This is a genomic window from Nonomuraea sp. K271, assembly GCF_009908215.1.
GTDB lineage: Bacteria > Actinomycetota > Actinomycetes > Streptosporangiales > Streptosporangiaceae > Nonomuraea > Nonomuraea longispora.
In genome coordinates, this window is sequence record NZ_JAAAHR010000201.1 from 1 (window position 1) to 16,658 (window position 16,658).

Annotated in this window: 20 protein-coding genes and 1 riboswitch; of the genes, 3 read left to right on the plus strand and 17 right to left on the minus strand. The window is 72.0% G+C overall.

Translation table 11 applies throughout. The features are described from left to right. A partial coding sequence (locus GUY59_RS41150; protein ID WP_161714971.1) for a serine/threonine-protein kinase occupies nucleotides 1–1,234 on the minus strand: 1,234 nt, incomplete at its 3' end. Nucleotides 1,235–1,370: 136 nt separating this feature from the next. Between GUY59_RS41150 and GUY59_RS41155 the strand changes: the two genes are divergently transcribed. Together GUY59_RS41155 and GUY59_RS41160 are read left to right on the plus strand one after the other, a co-directional pair. After that, the gene (locus GUY59_RS41155) at nucleotides 1,371–1,976 is read left to right on the plus strand and encodes a DUF2975 domain-containing protein (protein ID WP_138206973.1); all 606 of its coding nucleotides are present in this window, start codon (nucleotides 1,371–1,373) and stop codon (nucleotides 1,974–1,976) included. Continuing rightward, on the plus strand, nucleotides 1,976–2,185 hold the full coding sequence (locus tag GUY59_RS41160; protein ID WP_138206975.1) for a helix-turn-helix domain-containing protein: 210 nt from the start codon (nucleotides 1,976–1,978) through the stop codon (nucleotides 2,183–2,185). The genes GUY59_RS41155 and GUY59_RS41160 overlap by 1 nt, the downstream gene beginning before the upstream one ends. A 59-nt stretch (nucleotides 2,186–2,244) precedes the next feature. Here the strand turns inward: GUY59_RS41160 and GUY59_RS41165 are convergent, their stop codons facing one another. The 3 genes from GUY59_RS41165 to GUY59_RS41170 form a co-directional block, all read right to left on the minus strand. Continuing rightward, nucleotides 2,245–3,531 (minus strand): dicarboxylate/amino acid:cation symporter, encoded by a 1,287-nt coding sequence (locus GUY59_RS41165; RefSeq protein ID WP_138206977.1) that lies wholly within the window; start codon nucleotides 3,529–3,531, stop codon nucleotides 2,245–2,247. 69 nt (nucleotides 3,532–3,600) lie between these two features. After that, the gene (locus GUY59_RS51570; protein WP_354534088.1) at nucleotides 3,601–3,684 is read right to left on the minus strand and encodes a putative leader peptide; all 84 of its coding nucleotides are present in this window, start codon (nucleotides 3,682–3,684) and stop codon (nucleotides 3,601–3,603) included. 58 nt (nucleotides 3,685–3,742) lie between these two features. Further along, nucleotides 3,743–4,783, minus strand: coding sequence for an LLM class F420-dependent oxidoreductase (locus GUY59_RS41170; RefSeq protein ID WP_138206979.1), 1,041 nt, complete (start codon nucleotides 4,781–4,783; stop codon nucleotides 3,743–3,745). Nucleotides 4,784–4,874: 91 nt separating this feature from the next. On the opposite strand from GUY59_RS41170, the gene GUY59_RS41175 reads away from it, so the two are divergent. Continuing rightward, nucleotides 4,875–5,762: an endonuclease/exonuclease/phosphatase family protein gene (locus GUY59_RS41175; RefSeq protein WP_138206981.1), complete on the plus strand. Its 888-nt coding sequence runs from the start codon at nucleotides 4,875–4,877 to the stop codon at nucleotides 5,760–5,762. Here GUY59_RS41175 and GUY59_RS41180 read toward each other — a convergent pair. From GUY59_RS41180 to GUY59_RS41240, 13 genes are all read right to left on the minus strand, one after another. Next, complete coding sequence (locus tag GUY59_RS41180) at nucleotides 5,748–6,314, minus strand: nucleotidyltransferase family protein (RefSeq protein WP_138206983.1); 567 nt, start codon at nucleotides 6,312–6,314, stop codon at nucleotides 5,748–5,750. The genes GUY59_RS41175 and GUY59_RS41180 overlap by 15 nt on opposite strands. After that, nucleotides 6,311–7,414, minus strand: coding sequence for an XdhC family protein (locus GUY59_RS41185; protein WP_138206985.1), 1,104 nt, complete (start codon nucleotides 7,412–7,414; stop codon nucleotides 6,311–6,313). The genes GUY59_RS41180 and GUY59_RS41185 overlap by 4 nt, the downstream gene beginning before the upstream one ends. Beyond that, entirely contained in the window at nucleotides 7,407–8,483 is a 1,077-nt protein-coding gene (locus GUY59_RS41190) for a vWA domain-containing protein (RefSeq protein WP_138206986.1), read from the minus strand. The genes GUY59_RS41185 and GUY59_RS41190 overlap by 8 nt, the downstream gene beginning before the upstream one ends. Continuing rightward, nucleotides 8,476–9,342 carry an AAA family ATPase gene (locus tag GUY59_RS41195; protein ID WP_132330961.1) on the minus strand — a complete coding sequence of 289 codons (867 nt, stop codon included), beginning with the start codon at nucleotides 9,340–9,342 and terminating at the stop codon, nucleotides 8,476–8,478. Before GUY59_RS41195 ends, GUY59_RS41190 begins: the two co-directional genes overlap by 8 nt. A 72-nt stretch (nucleotides 9,343–9,414) precedes the next feature. Next, entirely contained in the window at nucleotides 9,415–9,861 is a 447-nt protein-coding gene (locus GUY59_RS41200) for a PH domain-containing protein (protein ID WP_171055580.1), read from the minus strand. Between the two features lie 19 nt (nucleotides 9,862–9,880). Next, entirely contained in the window at nucleotides 9,881–10,348 is a 468-nt protein-coding gene (gene ribH / locus GUY59_RS41205; RefSeq protein ID WP_138206988.1) for a 6,7-dimethyl-8-ribityllumazine synthase, read from the minus strand. Beyond that, nucleotides 10,345–11,607 carry a bifunctional 3,4-dihydroxy-2-butanone-4-phosphate synthase/GTP cyclohydrolase II gene (locus GUY59_RS41210; RefSeq protein WP_442939077.1) on the minus strand — a complete coding sequence of 421 codons (1,263 nt, stop codon included), beginning with the start codon at nucleotides 11,605–11,607 and terminating at the stop codon, nucleotides 10,345–10,347. Before GUY59_RS41210 ends, ribH begins: the two co-directional genes overlap by 4 nt. Then, nucleotides 11,568–12,227, minus strand: coding sequence for a nicotinamide mononucleotide transporter family protein (locus GUY59_RS41215; RefSeq protein WP_138206990.1), 660 nt, complete (start codon nucleotides 12,225–12,227; stop codon nucleotides 11,568–11,570). The genes GUY59_RS41210 and GUY59_RS41215 overlap by 40 nt, the downstream gene beginning before the upstream one ends. Then, the gene (locus tag GUY59_RS41220; RefSeq protein ID WP_132330951.1) at nucleotides 12,224–12,814 is read right to left on the minus strand and encodes a riboflavin synthase; all 591 of its coding nucleotides are present in this window, start codon (nucleotides 12,812–12,814) and stop codon (nucleotides 12,224–12,226) included. Before GUY59_RS41220 ends, GUY59_RS41215 begins: the two co-directional genes overlap by 4 nt. Continuing rightward, nucleotides 12,814–13,908, minus strand: a complete 1,095-nt coding sequence (gene ribD / locus GUY59_RS41225) for a bifunctional diaminohydroxyphosphoribosylaminopyrimidine deaminase/5-amino-6-(5-phosphoribosylamino)uracil reductase RibD (protein ID WP_138206992.1) — start codon at nucleotides 13,906–13,908, stop codon at nucleotides 12,814–12,816. The genes GUY59_RS41220 and ribD overlap by 1 nt, the downstream gene beginning before the upstream one ends. Before the next feature lie 106 nt (nucleotides 13,909–14,014). Beyond that, nucleotides 14,015–14,145, minus strand: a riboswitch (FMN riboswitch). A gap of 83 nt (nucleotides 14,146–14,228) precedes the next feature. Next, nucleotides 14,229–15,038, minus strand: coding sequence for an oxygenase MpaB family protein (locus tag GUY59_RS41230; RefSeq protein WP_138206994.1), 810 nt, complete (start codon nucleotides 15,036–15,038; stop codon nucleotides 14,229–14,231). Between the two features lie 35 nt (nucleotides 15,039–15,073). Further along, nucleotides 15,074–15,736, minus strand: a complete 663-nt coding sequence (gene rpe, locus GUY59_RS41235) for a ribulose-phosphate 3-epimerase (RefSeq protein WP_132330945.1) — start codon at nucleotides 15,734–15,736, stop codon at nucleotides 15,074–15,076. A gap of 11 nt (nucleotides 15,737–15,747) precedes the next feature. Next, the coding region (locus tag GUY59_RS41240) for a phosphatase PAP2 family protein (protein WP_236668004.1) at nucleotides 15,748–16,658 on the minus strand (911 nt) is incomplete at its 5' end.

Sequence of the window (16,658 nt, forward strand, 5' to 3'; positions counted from 1 at the left end):
GGTCGAACGGCGTCTCGATCACGGTGCTCGGCTCGGAGGACGGTGTGGGCACGGCCCCCGTCCGCTGGCCCGGCCCCGACGCCCACACCACCATGGCGACGACCACGACCGCGATGATCCCCACGGCCGCGCCGAGCTGGACGAACAGCTTGCGGTTGGCGGCGGCGGGCGCAGGTTCCAGGTCGCCCGCCTGGTAGATCGCGGTGTCACCGGCCCGGGGGACGGCGAACTGGTACACCTCGGTCGCCCCCGGCCCGGCCTCCGGCCCGCCGCCGGGAGCGCCGGTCATGGGTGGGGCGGCCGGGTTGGCGCGGGGCCTGGCGATGGCCGCCAGCGCCCGCCGGATCGACTCGCCACCGGCCGGCCGCTTGGCCGGGTCCTCGGCGAGCATGGCCAGCACCAGCCGGTCGAGTTCCACGGGGACCTCGGGCCGGTGCGCGCTCGGCGGCGCAGGCTCGCCCCCGCGCGCCGGCGCCGTTCCCGCAGCGCCGGGTCCGCCGGGTCCGCCGCCACCGGGAGTGCCCGCCTCATCGGGTGCGCCCGTCCCGCCGCCGGCGCCACCAGGCGTGTCCGCGACGCCGGGCTGGGCCGGGCCGCCGGAGCCGGGACCGTGGGCGGTGGAGGGCGGGCGGCCGCAGAGGAGCTCGTAACAGACGGTTCCGAGCGCGTACAGGTCGCCGGGAGCCTGCGCCGCCCGCCCCGCGACCCGTTCGGGCGCCACGTACCGCGGGTCGCGGACGGGCGGTTCCTTGCCGTCCATCCCGAACCCGACGGCCTTGAGCACGCCGCTGCCCGCCCGGCGGAAGCTGTGCGGGTCGATCTGGCCGTGCACGACGCCGGCCCGGTGCGCGGCGTCGAGGCCGGCCGCGGCCTGCCCGATGAGGTCGCAGACCTCGACGATCGGCAGCGGGCCCCGCGCGGCCAGCTCCTCCCCCAGGCTGAGGCCGGTGAGGAACTCCATCACGAGGAACGGCGCGCCGTCCTCGTCGCCGACGTCGAGCACCATGGCCACGTTCGGGTGGATGACCTTGGCCACGGCCTGAGCGTGCTGCTTGAGCACTTCTCTGGTGGCGGGGCCCGCCGCCTTGGCGCCGAGGACCTTGACGGCCACGACCCAGTCGGCCCGCGTGTCGTACCCCCGCCACACCTCACCCATCGGCCCGCTGCCGATGCGCTCGTCAAGCCGGTACCGGTCAGCGACCAAGGACGGCGCGCGCTCCGTCGCGTCGGACATATCCCCGCCAATAACTCGAACATCAGTATTTCGACCAACCATAAGGCCACGCAGCCACCGCCGCCCCGCCATCGCCCCGGCTGGCGGGCTTCCCGCCGTCTTGACGTAACGACTATCGTTATTTACGCTTATCGTTATGCCAACACGATGGATCACCCGGCTCGAGACCTTGTTGTCCTTCGCCCTCGTCCTCGGCTGCCTGGGCGCCCTGGCCGCGCTCGCCGCGAACGTGGCGATCACCGTGTCCGGCGCGCCCAAGGGGATATCGATCCCCCTCCGCGTCTTCGACGTGCCCACCTCAGGGCTGGGCGTGGCCGGGGTCGCCGTCGACGGCGTCACCGCCGAGGCCATGGTCCGCCCGCAGGGCGCCTCGCCGCTCGCGGGCCTGCTCTACCTGCTGATGTGGGCGCCGGGAGCGGCCACGGGCCTGTTCGCGCTCTTCACGCTCGTACGGGCGCTGCGCAGGGCGAGGTCGGGCGACCGGGCGCTGTTCTCCGCCACGACGGCCGCCCTCCTGCACAGGATCGGCTGGATCCTGATCGCGGGTTCGTGTGTGTCGGCCGCGCTCGGGATGGTGGCGGAGGCGGCACTCGCCTCCATGGTGCTGACCGAGAGCCATACGTTCTACCCGCCGTCGGACACGTTGCTCTGGGCCGTCGTCGCCGGGTTCGCCGCGCTCGGCGTGTCGGAGATCGTACGGCGGGGCCTGGCCCTGCTCGAAGAGGTCGAGGCCACGGTCTGATGGGCGAGCCGGTCGTCAGGGTGCGGCTCGACGAGCTGCTGAAGGAACGCGGCATGACGCTCACGGAGCTGTCGCACCGCGTGCAGATCACCGTGGTCAACCTGTCCATCCTGAAGAACGGGCACGCCAAGGCGATCCGCTTCTCCACGCTGGCGCGGTTGTGCCAGGCGCTCGGGTGCCAGCCGGGTGATCTGCTGACGTACGAATGACCGGGGGGACGGCGCGGAGAGCGGGCACGCCCGCCGCGCCGTCCCCGGGGCGCGGAGCCTCAGGCCGTGGCCGGCTCCGGGGCGCGCGGCGCGCGGCCGGCGGCGCTGTCGAGGGGCTGCGGTGGCGCGTTGAAGACGGCCTCGTCGAGGCGGCCCTCCGAGCGCGCCACCACGACCGGCACCACCATCTGCCCGGTGACGTTGGTCGCGGTACGGATCATGTCGAGGATCGGGTCGATCGCCAGCAACAGGCCGACGCCCTCGAGAGGCAGTCCCAGCGTGCTGAGCGTGAGCGTCAGCATGACGATCGCGCCGGTCAGCCCGGCCGTCGCGGCGGAACCGACCACCGAGACGAACGCGATCAGCAGGTAGTCGCCCACCCCGAGCTGCACGTTGAACACCTGGGCCACGAAGATGGCCGCCAGCGCCGGGTAGACCGAGGCGCAGCCGTCCATCTTGGTGGTGGCGCCGAACGGCACGGCGAAGGAGGCGTAGCCGCTGTCCACTCCGTTGCGCTCGATGGTGACCTTCTGGGTCAGGGGCAGCGTGCCGACGGAGGAGCGCGAGACGAAGGCCAGCTCGATCGCGGGCCAGGCGTTGCGGAAGAACTGGATCGGGTTGACCTTGCCCCACACCGCCAGCAACGTCGGGTAGACGGCGAGCAGCACGATGAAGCAGCCGACGTAGACGCCGACGCTGAACTTGGCGAGCGGCGCGAGCAGGTCCCAGCCGTAGGTGGAGACGGCCTTGCCGATCAGGCCCGCGGTGCCGATGGGGGCCAGGCGGATGACCCACCACAGCGCCTTCTGCACCAGCTCCAGCACGGAGCGGTTGAGGTTCACGAACGGCTCGGCCTTCTCTCCGACGGCCAGGGCCGCCGCGCCGAGCACGACCCCCAGGAAGACGATCTGAAGGACGTTCACCTCGGTGAAGGCGGTGAAGACGTTCGTCGGCACGATGCCGGTGACGAAGTCGAGCCAGCTGCCGGAGCTCTCGGGCGCCTTGGCCGCCCCGATGTCGAGGGTGATGCCCTGGCCGGGGTTGATCACCAGGCCGAGCCCGATCGCGAACGCCACCGACACGAGCGCGGTGAGCAGGAACCAGAGCAGGGTCTTGGACGCGAGCCTGGCCGCGCCGCTGACGTTGCGCAGGTTGGCCACGCTGACCAGCACCGCGGTGAAGACCAGGGGCGGGACGGCGAGCTTGAGCAACTGGACGAAGATCGCGCCGACCTGGGTCAGCGTCTCGGCGAGCCAGGTCGCGTCCCAGATCCTGGCGACGAACCCGAGCGCGACGCCGGCCACGAGGCCGAGCAGCAACTGCAGGGAGAAGGAAAATCTCTTCACGGGGAGCTCCGAGGTTTCGCGGCATGCCGGTGGGCACGCCCAGGGGGTGGAGGGTCGTAGGCGGAGCGATCAGAGACAGAGTGAGCCGCGCGTCCGGCACAGGTCGATGTGGAGCCGGCCGACCAGGCGTACGAGCACGACAGAGAACCTCACAAACCCCGTAAACTACCCAGTTTATACGGATATTCCCCAGGTTGTGTGATTTAGATCACTATGCGGCGATCTCCTTGATCGTTTCTATGAGCCGTACGCGCTCCTCGTGCGTCCCGCCGAGCGGCGTCACGTTGAGCGTGGTCACGCCCGAGTCCTTCAGTGCCCGCACCCGGTCGCGCACGAATCCCTCACTGCCGATGAGCGACATGTTCTCCAGCAGCTCGGCGGGCACCAGCGCGGCGGCGGCGTCCTTCTGGCCCTCCAGGTAGAGGTCCTGGATCTGCTCGGCCTCCTTCTCGTAGCCGTAGCGCCTGGCCAGGTCGTTGTAGAAGTTCTTCCCCTTGGCGCCCATGCCGCCGATGTAGAGCGCCGCCATCGGCCTGCCGAACTCGCGCAGCCCCGCCACGTCGTCGCCGATCGCCAGCGCCGCCTGCGCGACCACGTCCAGCTCGCCCAGCTCCGGGCCCCGCCTGGCCCTGCCCGCGGCCAGCGATGGGCCCCACACGTCTGCCGCCTTCTCGGGGAAGTAGAAGATCGGCTCCCAGCCCTCGGCCAGCTCGGCGGCCAGCTCGACGTTCTTGGGGCCGATGGCCGCGACCACGATCGGGATGCGGGAGCGTACGGGATGGTTGATCAGCTTCAGCGGCTTGCCCAGGCCCGTGCCCTGACCGGGTGGCAGCGGCAGCGTGTAGTGCCGGCCGTCGTGCTCCAGGCGCTCGCGCCGCCACACCTTGCGGCAGATCTCGATGACCTCCCGTGTGCGTCCCAGCGGCGCGGTGTACGGCACCCCGTGGAAGCCCTCGATCACCTGCGGCCCCGAGGCGCCGAGGCCGAGCGTGAAACGCCCGTCGGAGACGTAGTCGAGGCCCGCGGCCGTCATGGCCAGCAGCGCCGGAGTGCGGGAGTAGATCGGCAGGATGCCGGAGGCGATCTCCAGCCGTTCGGTCCTGGCGGCGATGTAGCCCATCTGGCTGACCGCGTCGAACGAGTAGGCCTCGGCCACGAACACGATGTCCAGGCCCGCCTTCTCGTAGTCGGACAACTCTTCCACCGACTCCTTGAAGCCGCCCGAGTAGTTGAGTGCCATACCGATGCGCATGCCGGGCTCCCACTGACCGAATGATGTTCCGTTCGAGTGGTGACAGGCTATCGTGTCGGCTGTTCGGAGGGGGAGCCGCTAATCTGGATCAGTGCTGAGCCGGATCGTCGTCATCGTCTCGGCCGCGGTGGCCATCGCCCTGGCGGGGCATGGCCTGATCCCGGCGCTGGGCGGATTCACCCCCGTTTTCGAAAGCCTGCTGCCCTGGATGGGCTGGTCGGTTCCCGTGCTGCTCGTGGCCGCCACGCTGGCACGTTCCAAGGCGGCCGGCGCCGCGGCGCTGGTGCCCGGGGTGGTGTGGGCGATGATGTTCGGCTCCACGCTGCTGCGCACACCGCCCGGCGGCCCGAGCGACCTGACCGTCGGCACGATCAACGTCGGCGTGACCAACAACGCCTCGGGCGAGGCCGTGCGCCAGGTGGCCAAGGACCTCGACCTGCTCGCCGCCCAGGAGCTGACCCCGGGCGGACCCGCGGCCAAGCAGCTCAACAAGATGTTCCGCTACCGCTATCCGGTCAGCACGGTGGGTCTCTGGAGCCGCTACCCGATCAAGCAGAGCAAGCCGCTCGACGTGGGCATGGGCTGGCCGCGGGCGCTGCGCGCCGTGGTCTCCACACCCAAGGGCAGGGTGACCGTCTACGTCATGCACCTGGCCTCCGCCAGGCCTGGGCACACCACCTCGCGCGACGCCTCGCTCGCGCAGGCGCGCAGGCTCATCGACGCCGACCCCAGCAAGCGCATCCTGCTGCTCGGCGACCTCAACACCGCCACCACCGACCGGGGCATGCGGGGGCTCACGCCCCCGCTGACCGACGCCCAGAGCGCGGCAGGCAACGGGTTCGGCTTCACCTGGCCGTCGGAGTTCCCCGTCACCAGGCCCGACCACATCCTGTTCAGGGGCATGACGGCGGCCCAGGCGGGCGTGGCCCCCGCGACCGGCAGCGACCACCGCGCGGCCGTGGCCTCACTCCGCCTCTAGCAGGTGCAGGTCCTCCGGCGTGTCGATGTCGGCGGGGTCGCCGTGCCCGTCGCACGGCACCTCGGTGACCAGTTCTGGGTGGGCCCTGACGTACGCCCGCGCGCCCACGTCGCCCTCGGCCAGCTCCGCCACCCCGGCGAAGTGCTCGCGGCCGATCAGCACGGGGTTCCTGCGCCGGCCACCGTAGGTGGCCACGGCCAGCCCCGCGCCCGACGCGATCAGCGCGCGCACCGCGCCCGCGCGGATCAGCGGCTGGTCGACCAGTGCCACCACCACCGACTCCGCCTCCTCGGGCAGCGCGGCCAGCCCCACCCGCAGGGACGAGCCCATGCCGGACGCCCAGCCGGGGTTGCGCACGGTGACCGCGCCCCGCACCTGAACGGTGGCCGCGCCGAGCACCACCACGACGGGATGGCAGCCGCCCTCGTCCAGCAGGCGTACACCCCGGTCGACCAGCCGCTCGCCGGCATATTCCACCAGCGCCTTCGGCGTGCCCAGCCGGGAGCCACGCCCCGCGGCCAGCAGCAGGCCCGCCACCTTGCCGCTCCTCATGGGCCCTCGTGGTGGATGCGGCCCCGCGTGGTGGACAGCGGGGCGCCCGAGCCGCCCCACCGCAGCTGGATCAGCTCGGCGGCGATGGACACGGCCGTCTCCTCGGGGGTGCGCGCGCCGAGGTCTAGTCCGATGGGGGAGCGCAGCCTGGCCAGCTCCTCCTCGGTGAGGCCGGACTCGCGCAGGCGCGCCAGCCGGTCGTCATGGGTGCGGCGCGAGCCCATGGCGCCCACGTAACCGGCGCCGGTCCGCAACGCCACCTCCAGCAGCGGCACGTCGAACTTGGGGTCGTGGGTCAGCACGCAGATCACCGTGCGCTCGTCCACCTCCACGGAGGCCAGGTAGTCGTGCGGCCACTTCACCACCACCTCGTCGGCGTCGGGGAAACGCCTGGCGGTGGCGAAGACGGGCCGGGCGTCGCAGACCGTGACGTGGTAGCCGAGGAACTTGCCCACCCTGGCCACGGCCGCGGCGAAGTCGATGGCCCCGAACACCAGCATGCGCGGCGCCGGCGCGAACGACTGGACGAACACCGCCAGGTCGTCCAACCGGCGCTCCCCCTGGCCGCCGTAGTGCCTGACGCCGGTCAGACCCTGCGCGAGCATGCCGCGGGCGTCGTCGTCCACGGCCTCGTCGAGGCGCTCCAGGCCCAGGCTGCCCGACGAGCGGTCCGGCCAGATGATCCGGCGGGCGCCGACCTGGCCGGGGCCCGAGACGATGGTGGCCACGGCGACCGGCCGGCGCTCCTCCACTGCCGCGGAGATCTCCCCCAGCTCGGGGAACGTCTCCCCCGACACGGGCTCGACGAAGACGTCGATGATGCCGCCACAGGTCAGCCCGACGGCGAACGCGTCGTCGTCGCTGACGCCGTACCGCTGGAGCACGGGCCGGCCGGTCTCCGTGACCACCTCCGTGGCAAGCTCGAACACCGCCCCCTCGACACAGCCTCCCGACACGCTGCCGGCCACCTCGTCGCCGCGCACCGCCATGGCCGCGCCGGGCGGCCGCGGCGCGCTGCTGAACGTGCTGACCACCGTCGCCAGCCCGAACCGGTGCCCCGACCTCCACCACTCCATGATCTCCGGCAGCACGTCACGCATGGGCGAGCCTTTCGCTGAGTTGCTCGAAGGCGGCCAGGCTGTGCCCGGCCACCAGGTCGTCGAGGTGCGGCAGGGCGGCCCGCATGCCGCCGGTGAGCGGCTGGTAGTCCGCGTGCCCCTTGTGCGGGTTGACCCAGATCACCCGGTGCGCCTGCCTGGCCAGCCTGGCCACCTGGGCGCCGAGCAGCGCCGGGTCACCACGTTCCCACCCGTCGGAGGCGATCACCGCGATCGTCCCTCTGGCGCTGTAACGGGCCAGGTATTCGCGCAGTTCCTCCCCCAGGCGGGTCCCGCCGCTCCAGTCGGGGATGGTCCTGGAGACGTCGTTCAGCGCCGTGCCCGGGTCGCGGTGGCGCAACTCGGTGGTGATCGGGGTCAGGCGGGTGCCGACGGAATAGACCCTGGTGGCCCTGGGCTCGCTCCTGACCAGCGCGTGGGCGAAGCGGAGCAGCGTCTCGGCGTACGGGGCCATGGAGCCGCTGACGTCGACGAAGAGCACCACCGTGCGCGGCCTGGTGGTGTGCCTGCGGTGCCTGAGCCGGGCCACCTCGCCCTTCCTGAGGGCGTCGCGGATGGTGCGCCGCTGGTCGAGCACGCCCCGGTGGGCGCTCTCGAACCGGCGCGAACGCCGCCGTGCCCGCCCGGCGCGCAGCAGGGAGAGCATCCGGTGCACCTCGGCCCGCTCGGCCTCCGTCAGCCGGGCCACGTCGCGGTGCCGCAGCACCTCCACGCGGCTCGCCGTGGCCGGCGCCGCCCTCTCGTCGTCCTCGCCGTCCGCGCGCGTCTCGGCCTCCGCGGCGAGGTGCCGGGTGACGCTGGTCGTGCTCGTACGGGCGACGCCCGCCCGCCGCCCGCCGAAGTAGGCGGCGAAGCACCGGTCATAGCGCGGCAGGTCGTCAGGCGTCGCGCACAGCGTGAGCCGCCCGGCCCAGTAGACCTCGCCCTGGTCGCTCACGTCGAGATGGTCGAGTGCCCTCAGCAGGTTCTGGGTGCGCTCGTGGTCGGCCGCGACGCCGGCGGCCCGCAGCGTCCTGGCGAACCCCGTCATGGTGGCGGCCAGCTCATCCATGGGCGAGCAGCCCGTTCCCGAGCACGGTGGCGACGTCCTCGCGGTATTTCAGGGCCGCGCCCAGCGTGGCCGCGGCCCTGCCCGGGTCGAGCTCCTTGGCGCCGAGCGTCAGCAGCGCCTCGGTCCAGTCGAGCGTCTCGGCCACTCCGGGCGGCTTGACCAGGTCGGCCTGGCGCAGCCGCTCGGCCGCCCGCGCCACCTGCATGGCCAGCGTCTCGGTGCAGGCGGGCAGGCGGCGCAGCAGGATCGCGACCTCGCGGTCGAAGCTCGGATGTTCCAGCCAGTGGTAGAGGCAGCGTCTTTTCAGCGCGTCGTGCACCTCCCGCGTCCTGTTGGAGGTCACCACGACCACCGGCGGCGTCGAAGCCCTGACGGTGCCCAGCTCGGGGATGGAGATCGTGAAGTCGGAGAGCACCTCCAGCAGGAACGCCTCGAACTCGTCGTCGGCCCGGTCGATCTCGTCCACGAGCAACACGCTCGGCTGCGTCTCGACGGCCTTCAGCAGCGGTCTGGCGATCAGGAACCGCCGGTCGTAGATCTCCCCTTCGAGCCGGTTCACGTCGGTGATCCCGGCGGCCTCCGCGGCCTTGAGGTGGAGGAGCTGGCGGGCGAAGTCCCAGTCGTACAGGGCCTGGGCCGCGTCCAGCCCCTCATAGCACTGGAGCCTGATGAGCGGCGCTTTCAGCAGCGTCGCGAGGGTCTTGGCCAGCTCGGTCTTCCCGACGCCTGCCTCTCCTTCGAGGAACAGCGGCCTTCCCATCCGCAGCGCGAGAAAGGCCGCCGTGGCCAGCCCTTCGTCCGCAAGGTAGGCGTGGCGGTCGAGGAGCTCGATCAGCTTGTCCGGCGACTCGATGTCCATTGCCTTGATTGTCCGCCGTAGCACGCTTTCAGGCTACGCCGCCCCCCGCCCACCGGCAGAGCCGCCGACCGGCTATTCCTCGCGCGCCTCGCCGCGCTCACGGATCAGCGCCTCGAGCTCCGCCGTGGCCTGGCGGGCGCGAGCCTTCTCCGAGCCCTGGATGCCCATGGCGCCGATCGTGCGTCCGTCGGAGACGTCGATGCGCGGCCACGGGTCGCCCACGAGGAGCGTGACGTCGAGGATCTCCGGCCAGCTGTAGCGGTGGGTGCGTACGGCGTTGACGATCGTGACGCCCTCCTCGTCGGCCACCACCCGCACCCGCCCCAGCAGGTGCAGCACGTAGGCCACCGCGCACCCGAACGCCACGATCGCCACCCGGTCGGGCAGCTTGAACGGCTCGGCGATGAAGATGGCCATGACCACGGCCCCGAGCACGATCAGCACGGCGAATCCGTAGGCGACGATCCTCGCCCGGCGCGGGCGCCAGGTGACGGGCAGGGGCGGAGCGGGCTGCGACACGAGGGAAACCTACCGCACGTTACCGGAGGTCCCGGAGCAGGAGGGCGGTCTCGAGCGCGGCCACGGCCGACTCGTACCCCTTGTCCTCCTTGCTGCCCGGCAGGCCGGAACGGGCGAGCGCCTGGTCGAGCGTCTCACAGGTGAGCACGCCGTTGCCGACCGGCGTGCGCTCGTCCAGCGAGATCCGGGTCAGACCGGAGGTCACCGAGTCGCAGACGTAGTCGAAGTGGGCGGTCTCGCCCCTGATGACCGCGCCCAGCGCCACGACGGCGTCGCAGCGGCGGGCCAGCGCCTGGGCCACCACCGGAATCTCCAGCGACCCGGGCACCCGCACCACCGTCGCCACGGCGCCGCTGTCGTCGCACGCCTGCACCGCCCGCGCCACGAGCTGGTCGGTGATCGTGGCGTGCCAGCTCGCCGCCACCACGCCCACCGTCAGCCCGGACGCGTCCGGCGCCGGCGCCCCCGGCCGTCCTTCACCGCTCATGACGCCTCCCCGGATGTCGCGATGTCATGGCCCAGCCGGTCGCGCTTGGCCCGGAGGTACCGTTCGTTGTGGGCGTTCATGGCCACCGGCATGGGCTCACGGCCGAGCACCTTGATGCCGTAGCCGTCCATGCCCTTCAGCTTGGCCGGGTTGTTGGTGAGCAGCCGCACCGACTTCACCCCGAGGTCGGCGAGGATCTGGGCCGCGTTGGAGAACTCGCGCGCGTCCACCGGCAACCCGAGCTCCACGTTGGCGTCGACGGTGTCGCTGCCGTTGTCCTGCAGGCTGTACGCCCTCAGCTTGGCCAGCAACCCGATGCCCCTGCCCTCGTGACCGCGCAGGTAGACGACCACGCCGCGGCCCTCACTCGCGATGGCCGCCATCGCGTGGTCGAGCTGCACCCCGCAGTCGCAGCGCAGCGAGCCGAACACGTCGCCGGTCAGGCATTCGGAGTGGGCCCTGACCAGGATGTTCTCGCCGCCGGCCAGGTCGCCGTAGACGAGGGCCACGTGCTCGCCGCCGTCGAGCGCGCTGGCGTAGCCGTAGGCCCGCCACAGGCCGTGAGCGTTGGGCAGCCGCGTCTCGGCGACCCGGGTGACCATGCTCTCCTCGCGCCGGCGGTGGTCGACGAGCTGCTCGATCGAGACGAGGGCCAGGTCGTGCTCGTCTGCGAAGCGGCGCAGCTCGGGCAGCCTGGCCATGGTGCCGTCGTCGTTGACGACCTCGGCCAGCGCGCCCGCCGCCGACAACCCCGCCGCCCTGGCCAGGTCGACCGCCGCCTCGGTGTGGCCGCGCCTGGCCAGCACGCCGCCCTCGCGGTAGCGCAGCGGGAAGACGTGGCCGGGGCGTACGAGCTCCTCGGGCTCGGTGGCGGAATCGGCGAGCGTGCGGATGGTCCGGGCCCGGTCGGCGGCGGAGATGCCCGTGGTGACGCCGTCGCGCGCGTCCACGGTGATCGTGTACGCCGTGCGCATGCGCTCCGTGTTGTGGAACACCATGAGCGGCAGGCCGAGCCGGTCGAGTTCCTCGCCCTCCATGGCCACGCAGATCATGCCGCTGGTGTGCCGGATCGTGAACGTGCACAGGTCGGGCGTGGCCTTGGCGGCGGCGAAGATGAGGTCGCCTTCGTTCTCCCTGCTCTCGTCGTCGACGACCACGACGGGTTTGCCGGCGCGGATGTCCTCGACGGCGCGTTCGATGGGGTCGAGCGTGATGTCGTTCACGGGGCCACCGCCACCTGGAGCCGGGTCGTGCGGGATTCTCTCAGCCACTTCACGAACCCGACGAGCACCAGCACGAAGAACACGGCGTACACGTATCCGGAGACCACCAGTCCCGAGTAGAACGCCACCGGTACCCCCACGAGGTCGACGGCCACCCATACGATCCAGAAGTCCACCAGCGCCCTGCCCTGGGCCCAGGTGGCCATCGCGCTGCCGACGAAGATGTAGGCGTCGGCGGCCACCAGGAGGGCGCCCTCGGGCAGCGGCACCTTGGCGCCCCACGACAGGCCCGTGACATAGAAGTGCAGGCCGACCGCGGCGGTGCCCAGCACCATGCAACCGATCAGGACGAGTCGTTCCCACCACTGCGCCGGGCGGACGGCCAACTGCCTGCCGTTCTCGGTGCCACGCCGCCAGGCCCACCATCGGTAGATCGCCAGCCCGGCGAACATCGCCTGCTTGAGCGCGTTGCCGGTGATGTGCGCGTTGACGGAGGCCACGAACAACAACACCGCGCCGGTGAACTGGACCGGCCACGTCCACATCGACTTGCGGATGGCGAGCAGGACCGTCGACAGGGCGGCGATGTTGCCCACCAGGTCGGTCCACAACACACGGGTGCCGAATATCTCAAATCCGGCGTTTGCCCAGTTCACTGCCTGGCCACCAGCCTCTCCACATATTTGGCGATCACGTCGACCTCGATGTTCACCACGTCGCCCACCTGACGGTCGCCCAGAGTGGTGAGCTTCAACGTGGTCGGGATGAGGCTCACGCCGAAGCTTTCGTCGTCAACCGTCGTGACCGTCAGGCTGATTCCGTCGATTGCGATCGAGCCCTTCTCCGCGACGTAGCGGGCGAGCGGCCGCGGCAGCGAGAACCGCACGTCGTCCCAGCTCTCACCCGGCTCCCTGGACAGCAGCGTGGCGGTGCCGTCCACGTGGCCCTGCACGATGTGGCCGCCCAGGCGCTGGTCGGCGCGTACGGAGCGCTCCAGGTTGACGGCGGAGCCCTCGGTCAGCGTGCCCAGCGAGCTGCGGTCGAGCGACTCCCTGATCACGTCGACGGTGAACACGTCGCGCTCGGCCGTCACGACCGTGAGGCACACGCCGTTGACCGCGATCGAGTCGCCGTGGCGGGCGTCGGAGGTGACGAGCGGCCCGCGTACGGACAGCAGGGCGCCGCCTCCCGTCCGCTCGATGGCCACGACCTCGCCCTTTTCCTCGATGATTCCGGTGAACATCACTGCTCCCTGCTGGATGGGTGGGCGGGCCGCGCGATCAGCCGAAGATCCGGCCCGATGAGGGAAAAGTCATCAAAGGTCAGGCGGTGGACGTCGCCGATCGTGCCCACCCCCGCCGCGCCGAGCGCGGCCTTGCCCGAGCCGAGCAGCGCGGGCGCCACGTAGGCGAGCACCCGGTCGGCCAGGCCCTGCCTGACGAACGAGCCGGCCAGCGTGGGGCCGCCCTCCAGGAACACGCCGACCACCTCGCGCGCGGCCAGCTCACGCAGCAGGGCGCCCAGGTCGAGGCCGCCTTCGTGGCGGGGCAGGCGCAGCAGGTCGGCCTTGAGCGGGGTGCGGGCGTCCTCGGCCACCGCGACGAGCGTGGGCGCCTTGTCGTCGAGCACCCTGGCGTGCTGAGGGGTGTGGCCCTCGGTGTCGATGACGACCCGCAACGGCGTCCGACCGCTTCCGTCACGCACCCGGGCGGTGAGGCCGGGGTCGTCGGCCAGGACGGTGCCGATCCCGGCCACGATGGCGTCGGCCGCGGCGCGCATCCGGTGCACGTCGGCCCGCGCCTCAGGGGAGGTGATCCACTGGCTGGTGCCGTCCTCGGCGGCCGACCTGCCGTCGAGGGTCGCGGCGAACTTCCAGGTCACGTGGGAACGCCCGAGCCGCGCGTACGTGAGCCACTCCTCGTTGCCGCGCTCGGCCGCGCCGGCGAGCACGCCGGACGTCACGGACACCCCGTGCGCCCGCAGCCGCGCGGCGCCGCCCGCGGCCTTCGGGTTGGGGTCGGTCACCGCGATCACCACCCGCGCGACCCCCGCGTCGAGCAGGGCCCGGCTGCACGGACCCGTCCGGCCGGTGTGGTCGCACGGTTCGAGGGTCACGTAGGCGGTGCCGCCGCGGGCGCGCTCTCCCGCCTGCGCCAGCGCGGCGACCTCGGCGTGCGGGCCGCCGGCGTAGGCGTGGAAGCCCTCGCCCGCCACCTGGCCGGCCGCGTCGAGCACGACGCAGCCCACGACGGGATTGGGACTGGTGCTGCCGTGCCCGTGTCCGGCCAGCTCGACGGCGCGCGCCATGTGCGCGGCGTCCTGCTCGGGAGTCTCCACCCGGGTCTCCTACTCGCCAGTAGCTTCTCGCCACGGCGGGCCCCGGGGGACGTGCGATGGTGCACCCGTGCACCACAGCAGGCGCCCGGCTGGGACACCGGACACCTCGCGCGCTTCCTCCCATCCGGACTTTAACCGTCGGTCCCGGAATTACACCGGGTCAACCGGCCGATGGCATCGGCCGGGTCGCGGACTGTCACCGCCGGTTCGGACTTTCACCGACCCCGGAGCACGCTAGCTCTTCTACCAGTTTGCCATGCCCTGATCCGGGCGCGCGACCGCCCCGGGCGAAATGACCAACCGACCGCTTGGTCCGCCCGTTACGCGGCCATGATGCGCTGCGCGCGCTTGGCCGCCGGGCTGTGCAGGACGTGCCCGGGAACCAGCCCGAGCCCCGTGTGCAGGGTCCGCAGCGTGGCCGTCGCCCACAGGTCGCCGACCGGCGTGGCGGGCAGCCCGTACAACCGCCGCGCCCAGCGCGGCAGCGTGGCGAACGCGAGCAGCGTCAACGCCGGCATCGCCGGCTTGAGCGGCGTGAGCAGCGCGGGCAGGGGGGCGTTGAGCGACAGGCGCAGCGGATGGGCCGCCTCGGGGACGAAGCGCAGGCCTGGCCGCTCGGCGTCGATGTACGCGCGCAACTCCGCCACCGAGCCGGGCACCTCCTCGGCCCGCAGCCCCACCACCTCGGCCGCCCGCCGCCACTCCGCGACGAACGCGTCGGCCTCGTCGTCCGTCAGCCGCACCCCCGCTCTGCGGGCGACCGACAGGTAGGAGTCGACCTCGCCGACGTGCACCCAGCGCAGCGCGTCGGGCTCGTCGAGGCGGAACGTGGTGCCGGTGTCGGGGTCGTGGGCGGTCAGCTTGGCATGGATCTTGCGTACGCGGCGGCCGGCCCGCTCGACCTCGGCGCGGGTGCCGTAGGTGCGCACGCGTACGAACTCGGTCGTGCGGACGAACCTCGACCAGGCTTCGTTCGGATCCATGAGCGCGGAGTTCTGCAGCACCCCGCGCATCGCCCTCGGGTGCAGCCCCTGCATCAGCAGGGCGCGAATGCCGCCCACCAGCAGAATCGGCTCGCCCATCACCCGCCACGTCACCGAGCGGGGCCCGAAGATGCCATGGTCGCCCATAAGTGAATAGTTACCCAGACAGCGGGCACTTCATGTCACGCGCCGGCCCGCTCGGCCGCGGCCCGAAGCTCGTCGATGGCGGCCGCCGGGTCGGACGCGCCGTAGACGGCGCTGCCCGCCACGAACACGTCGGCGCCCGCCTCGGCGCAGCGCTCGACGGTCTCGCCGTCCACGCCACCGTCCACCTGCAGCCACACGTGCCCGCCGTGCTTGTCGACGAGCTCGCGTGCCCGCCGCAGCTTCGGCAGCACCACGTCGAGGAACTTCTGCCCGCCGAACCCCGGCTCGACGGTCATCAGCAGCAGCATGTCGACCTCGCCCAGCAGGTCCTCGAACGGCTCGACGGCCGTCGCCGGGTTGAGCGCGAGACCCGCCCGCGCCCCGAGCGCGCGAATCTCGCGCAGTGTGCGGACAGGGGCACGGGACGCCTCCGCGTGGACGGTGACGCTGCCGGCGCCCGCCTCCGCGTATTGTGGCGCCCAGCGGTCGGGCTCGGCGATCATGAGGTGGCAGTCGAGCGGCTTGTCGGTCGCCTTGCGCAGCGACTCGACCACGGGCAGCCCCAGGGTGAGATTGGGCACGAAGTGGTAGTCCATCACGTCGACGTGCAGCCAGTCGGCGTTGGGCACGGCGGCGGCCTCGTCGGCGAGCCTGGCGAAGTCGGCGGCGAGGATGCTGGGCGAGATCTGTACGGCCATGATGAGCCAGTCTATTGAACCGGCTGAACCTGTCTGGCAGGCGACATCAGCCCGAGCCTGATGAACAGCACCGGCGCCCCCAGCTGCACCCAGAGCGCCAGCAACACGTACCCGGCATACAGCACCACCCCGGTCTGCGGCAGCAGCTCGCGCATCACGTAGAAGACGGCCCCGGCCACTAGCATGCCGAGCAGCCAGCGGGCGGCGCGCACGCCCGCCGGCCCGCCCACGTCGAACCAGCCGATCCGGTGCATGACCGAGGCGCCCACCAGCGTGCCGGCCAGCAGCCCGGCGAGGATGACGACCCGGTCGAGGTTCTCGGGGTCGATGGCGCCGGCCGTGCTCCACGCGGGGGGCGGCGACCAGCCGGCGTAGGAGGCGTTGATGAGCGCGGCGGCGCCGATCAGCACGAACGACAACGCCGCGGAGGCGGTCAGCTGCGCCCACAGCGCCTGCCGCCGCCACCACACCATGGCCGGGCGCTCCAGCTTCACGACGAGCACCAGCACGGCCAGTCCGAACATCACCCCCGTCACGACGTCGGAGATGAAGTGCACGCCGAGGTAGACCCGGCTCACGCACACCAGCCCGACGAGCCCGCCCGCCGCCCACCACGCCCACGGCCTGCCCGACAGCCAGGCGAGCCGGCCGAGCCCCGCCGTGCCGCTCTGGGCGTGCCCCGACGGCAGCCCGAACGCGCCCTCCAACGACAGCGGGCGGACGCGCCCGTCGACCCAGTACGGTCGCGGCTGGTGCCAGGCCAGCTTGGCGAGCGCGTTCGTGGCCGCCGCCACCATCACGGTGAGGCCGAGGCGCAGCGCGAGCGCGGGGTTGACGCACCAGTAGAGCAGAGGCAGGCACAGCAGGTAGAAGGTGTCGGTGCCGAGCGCCGACATCAGCTTCATCACCGGCAGCACCCACT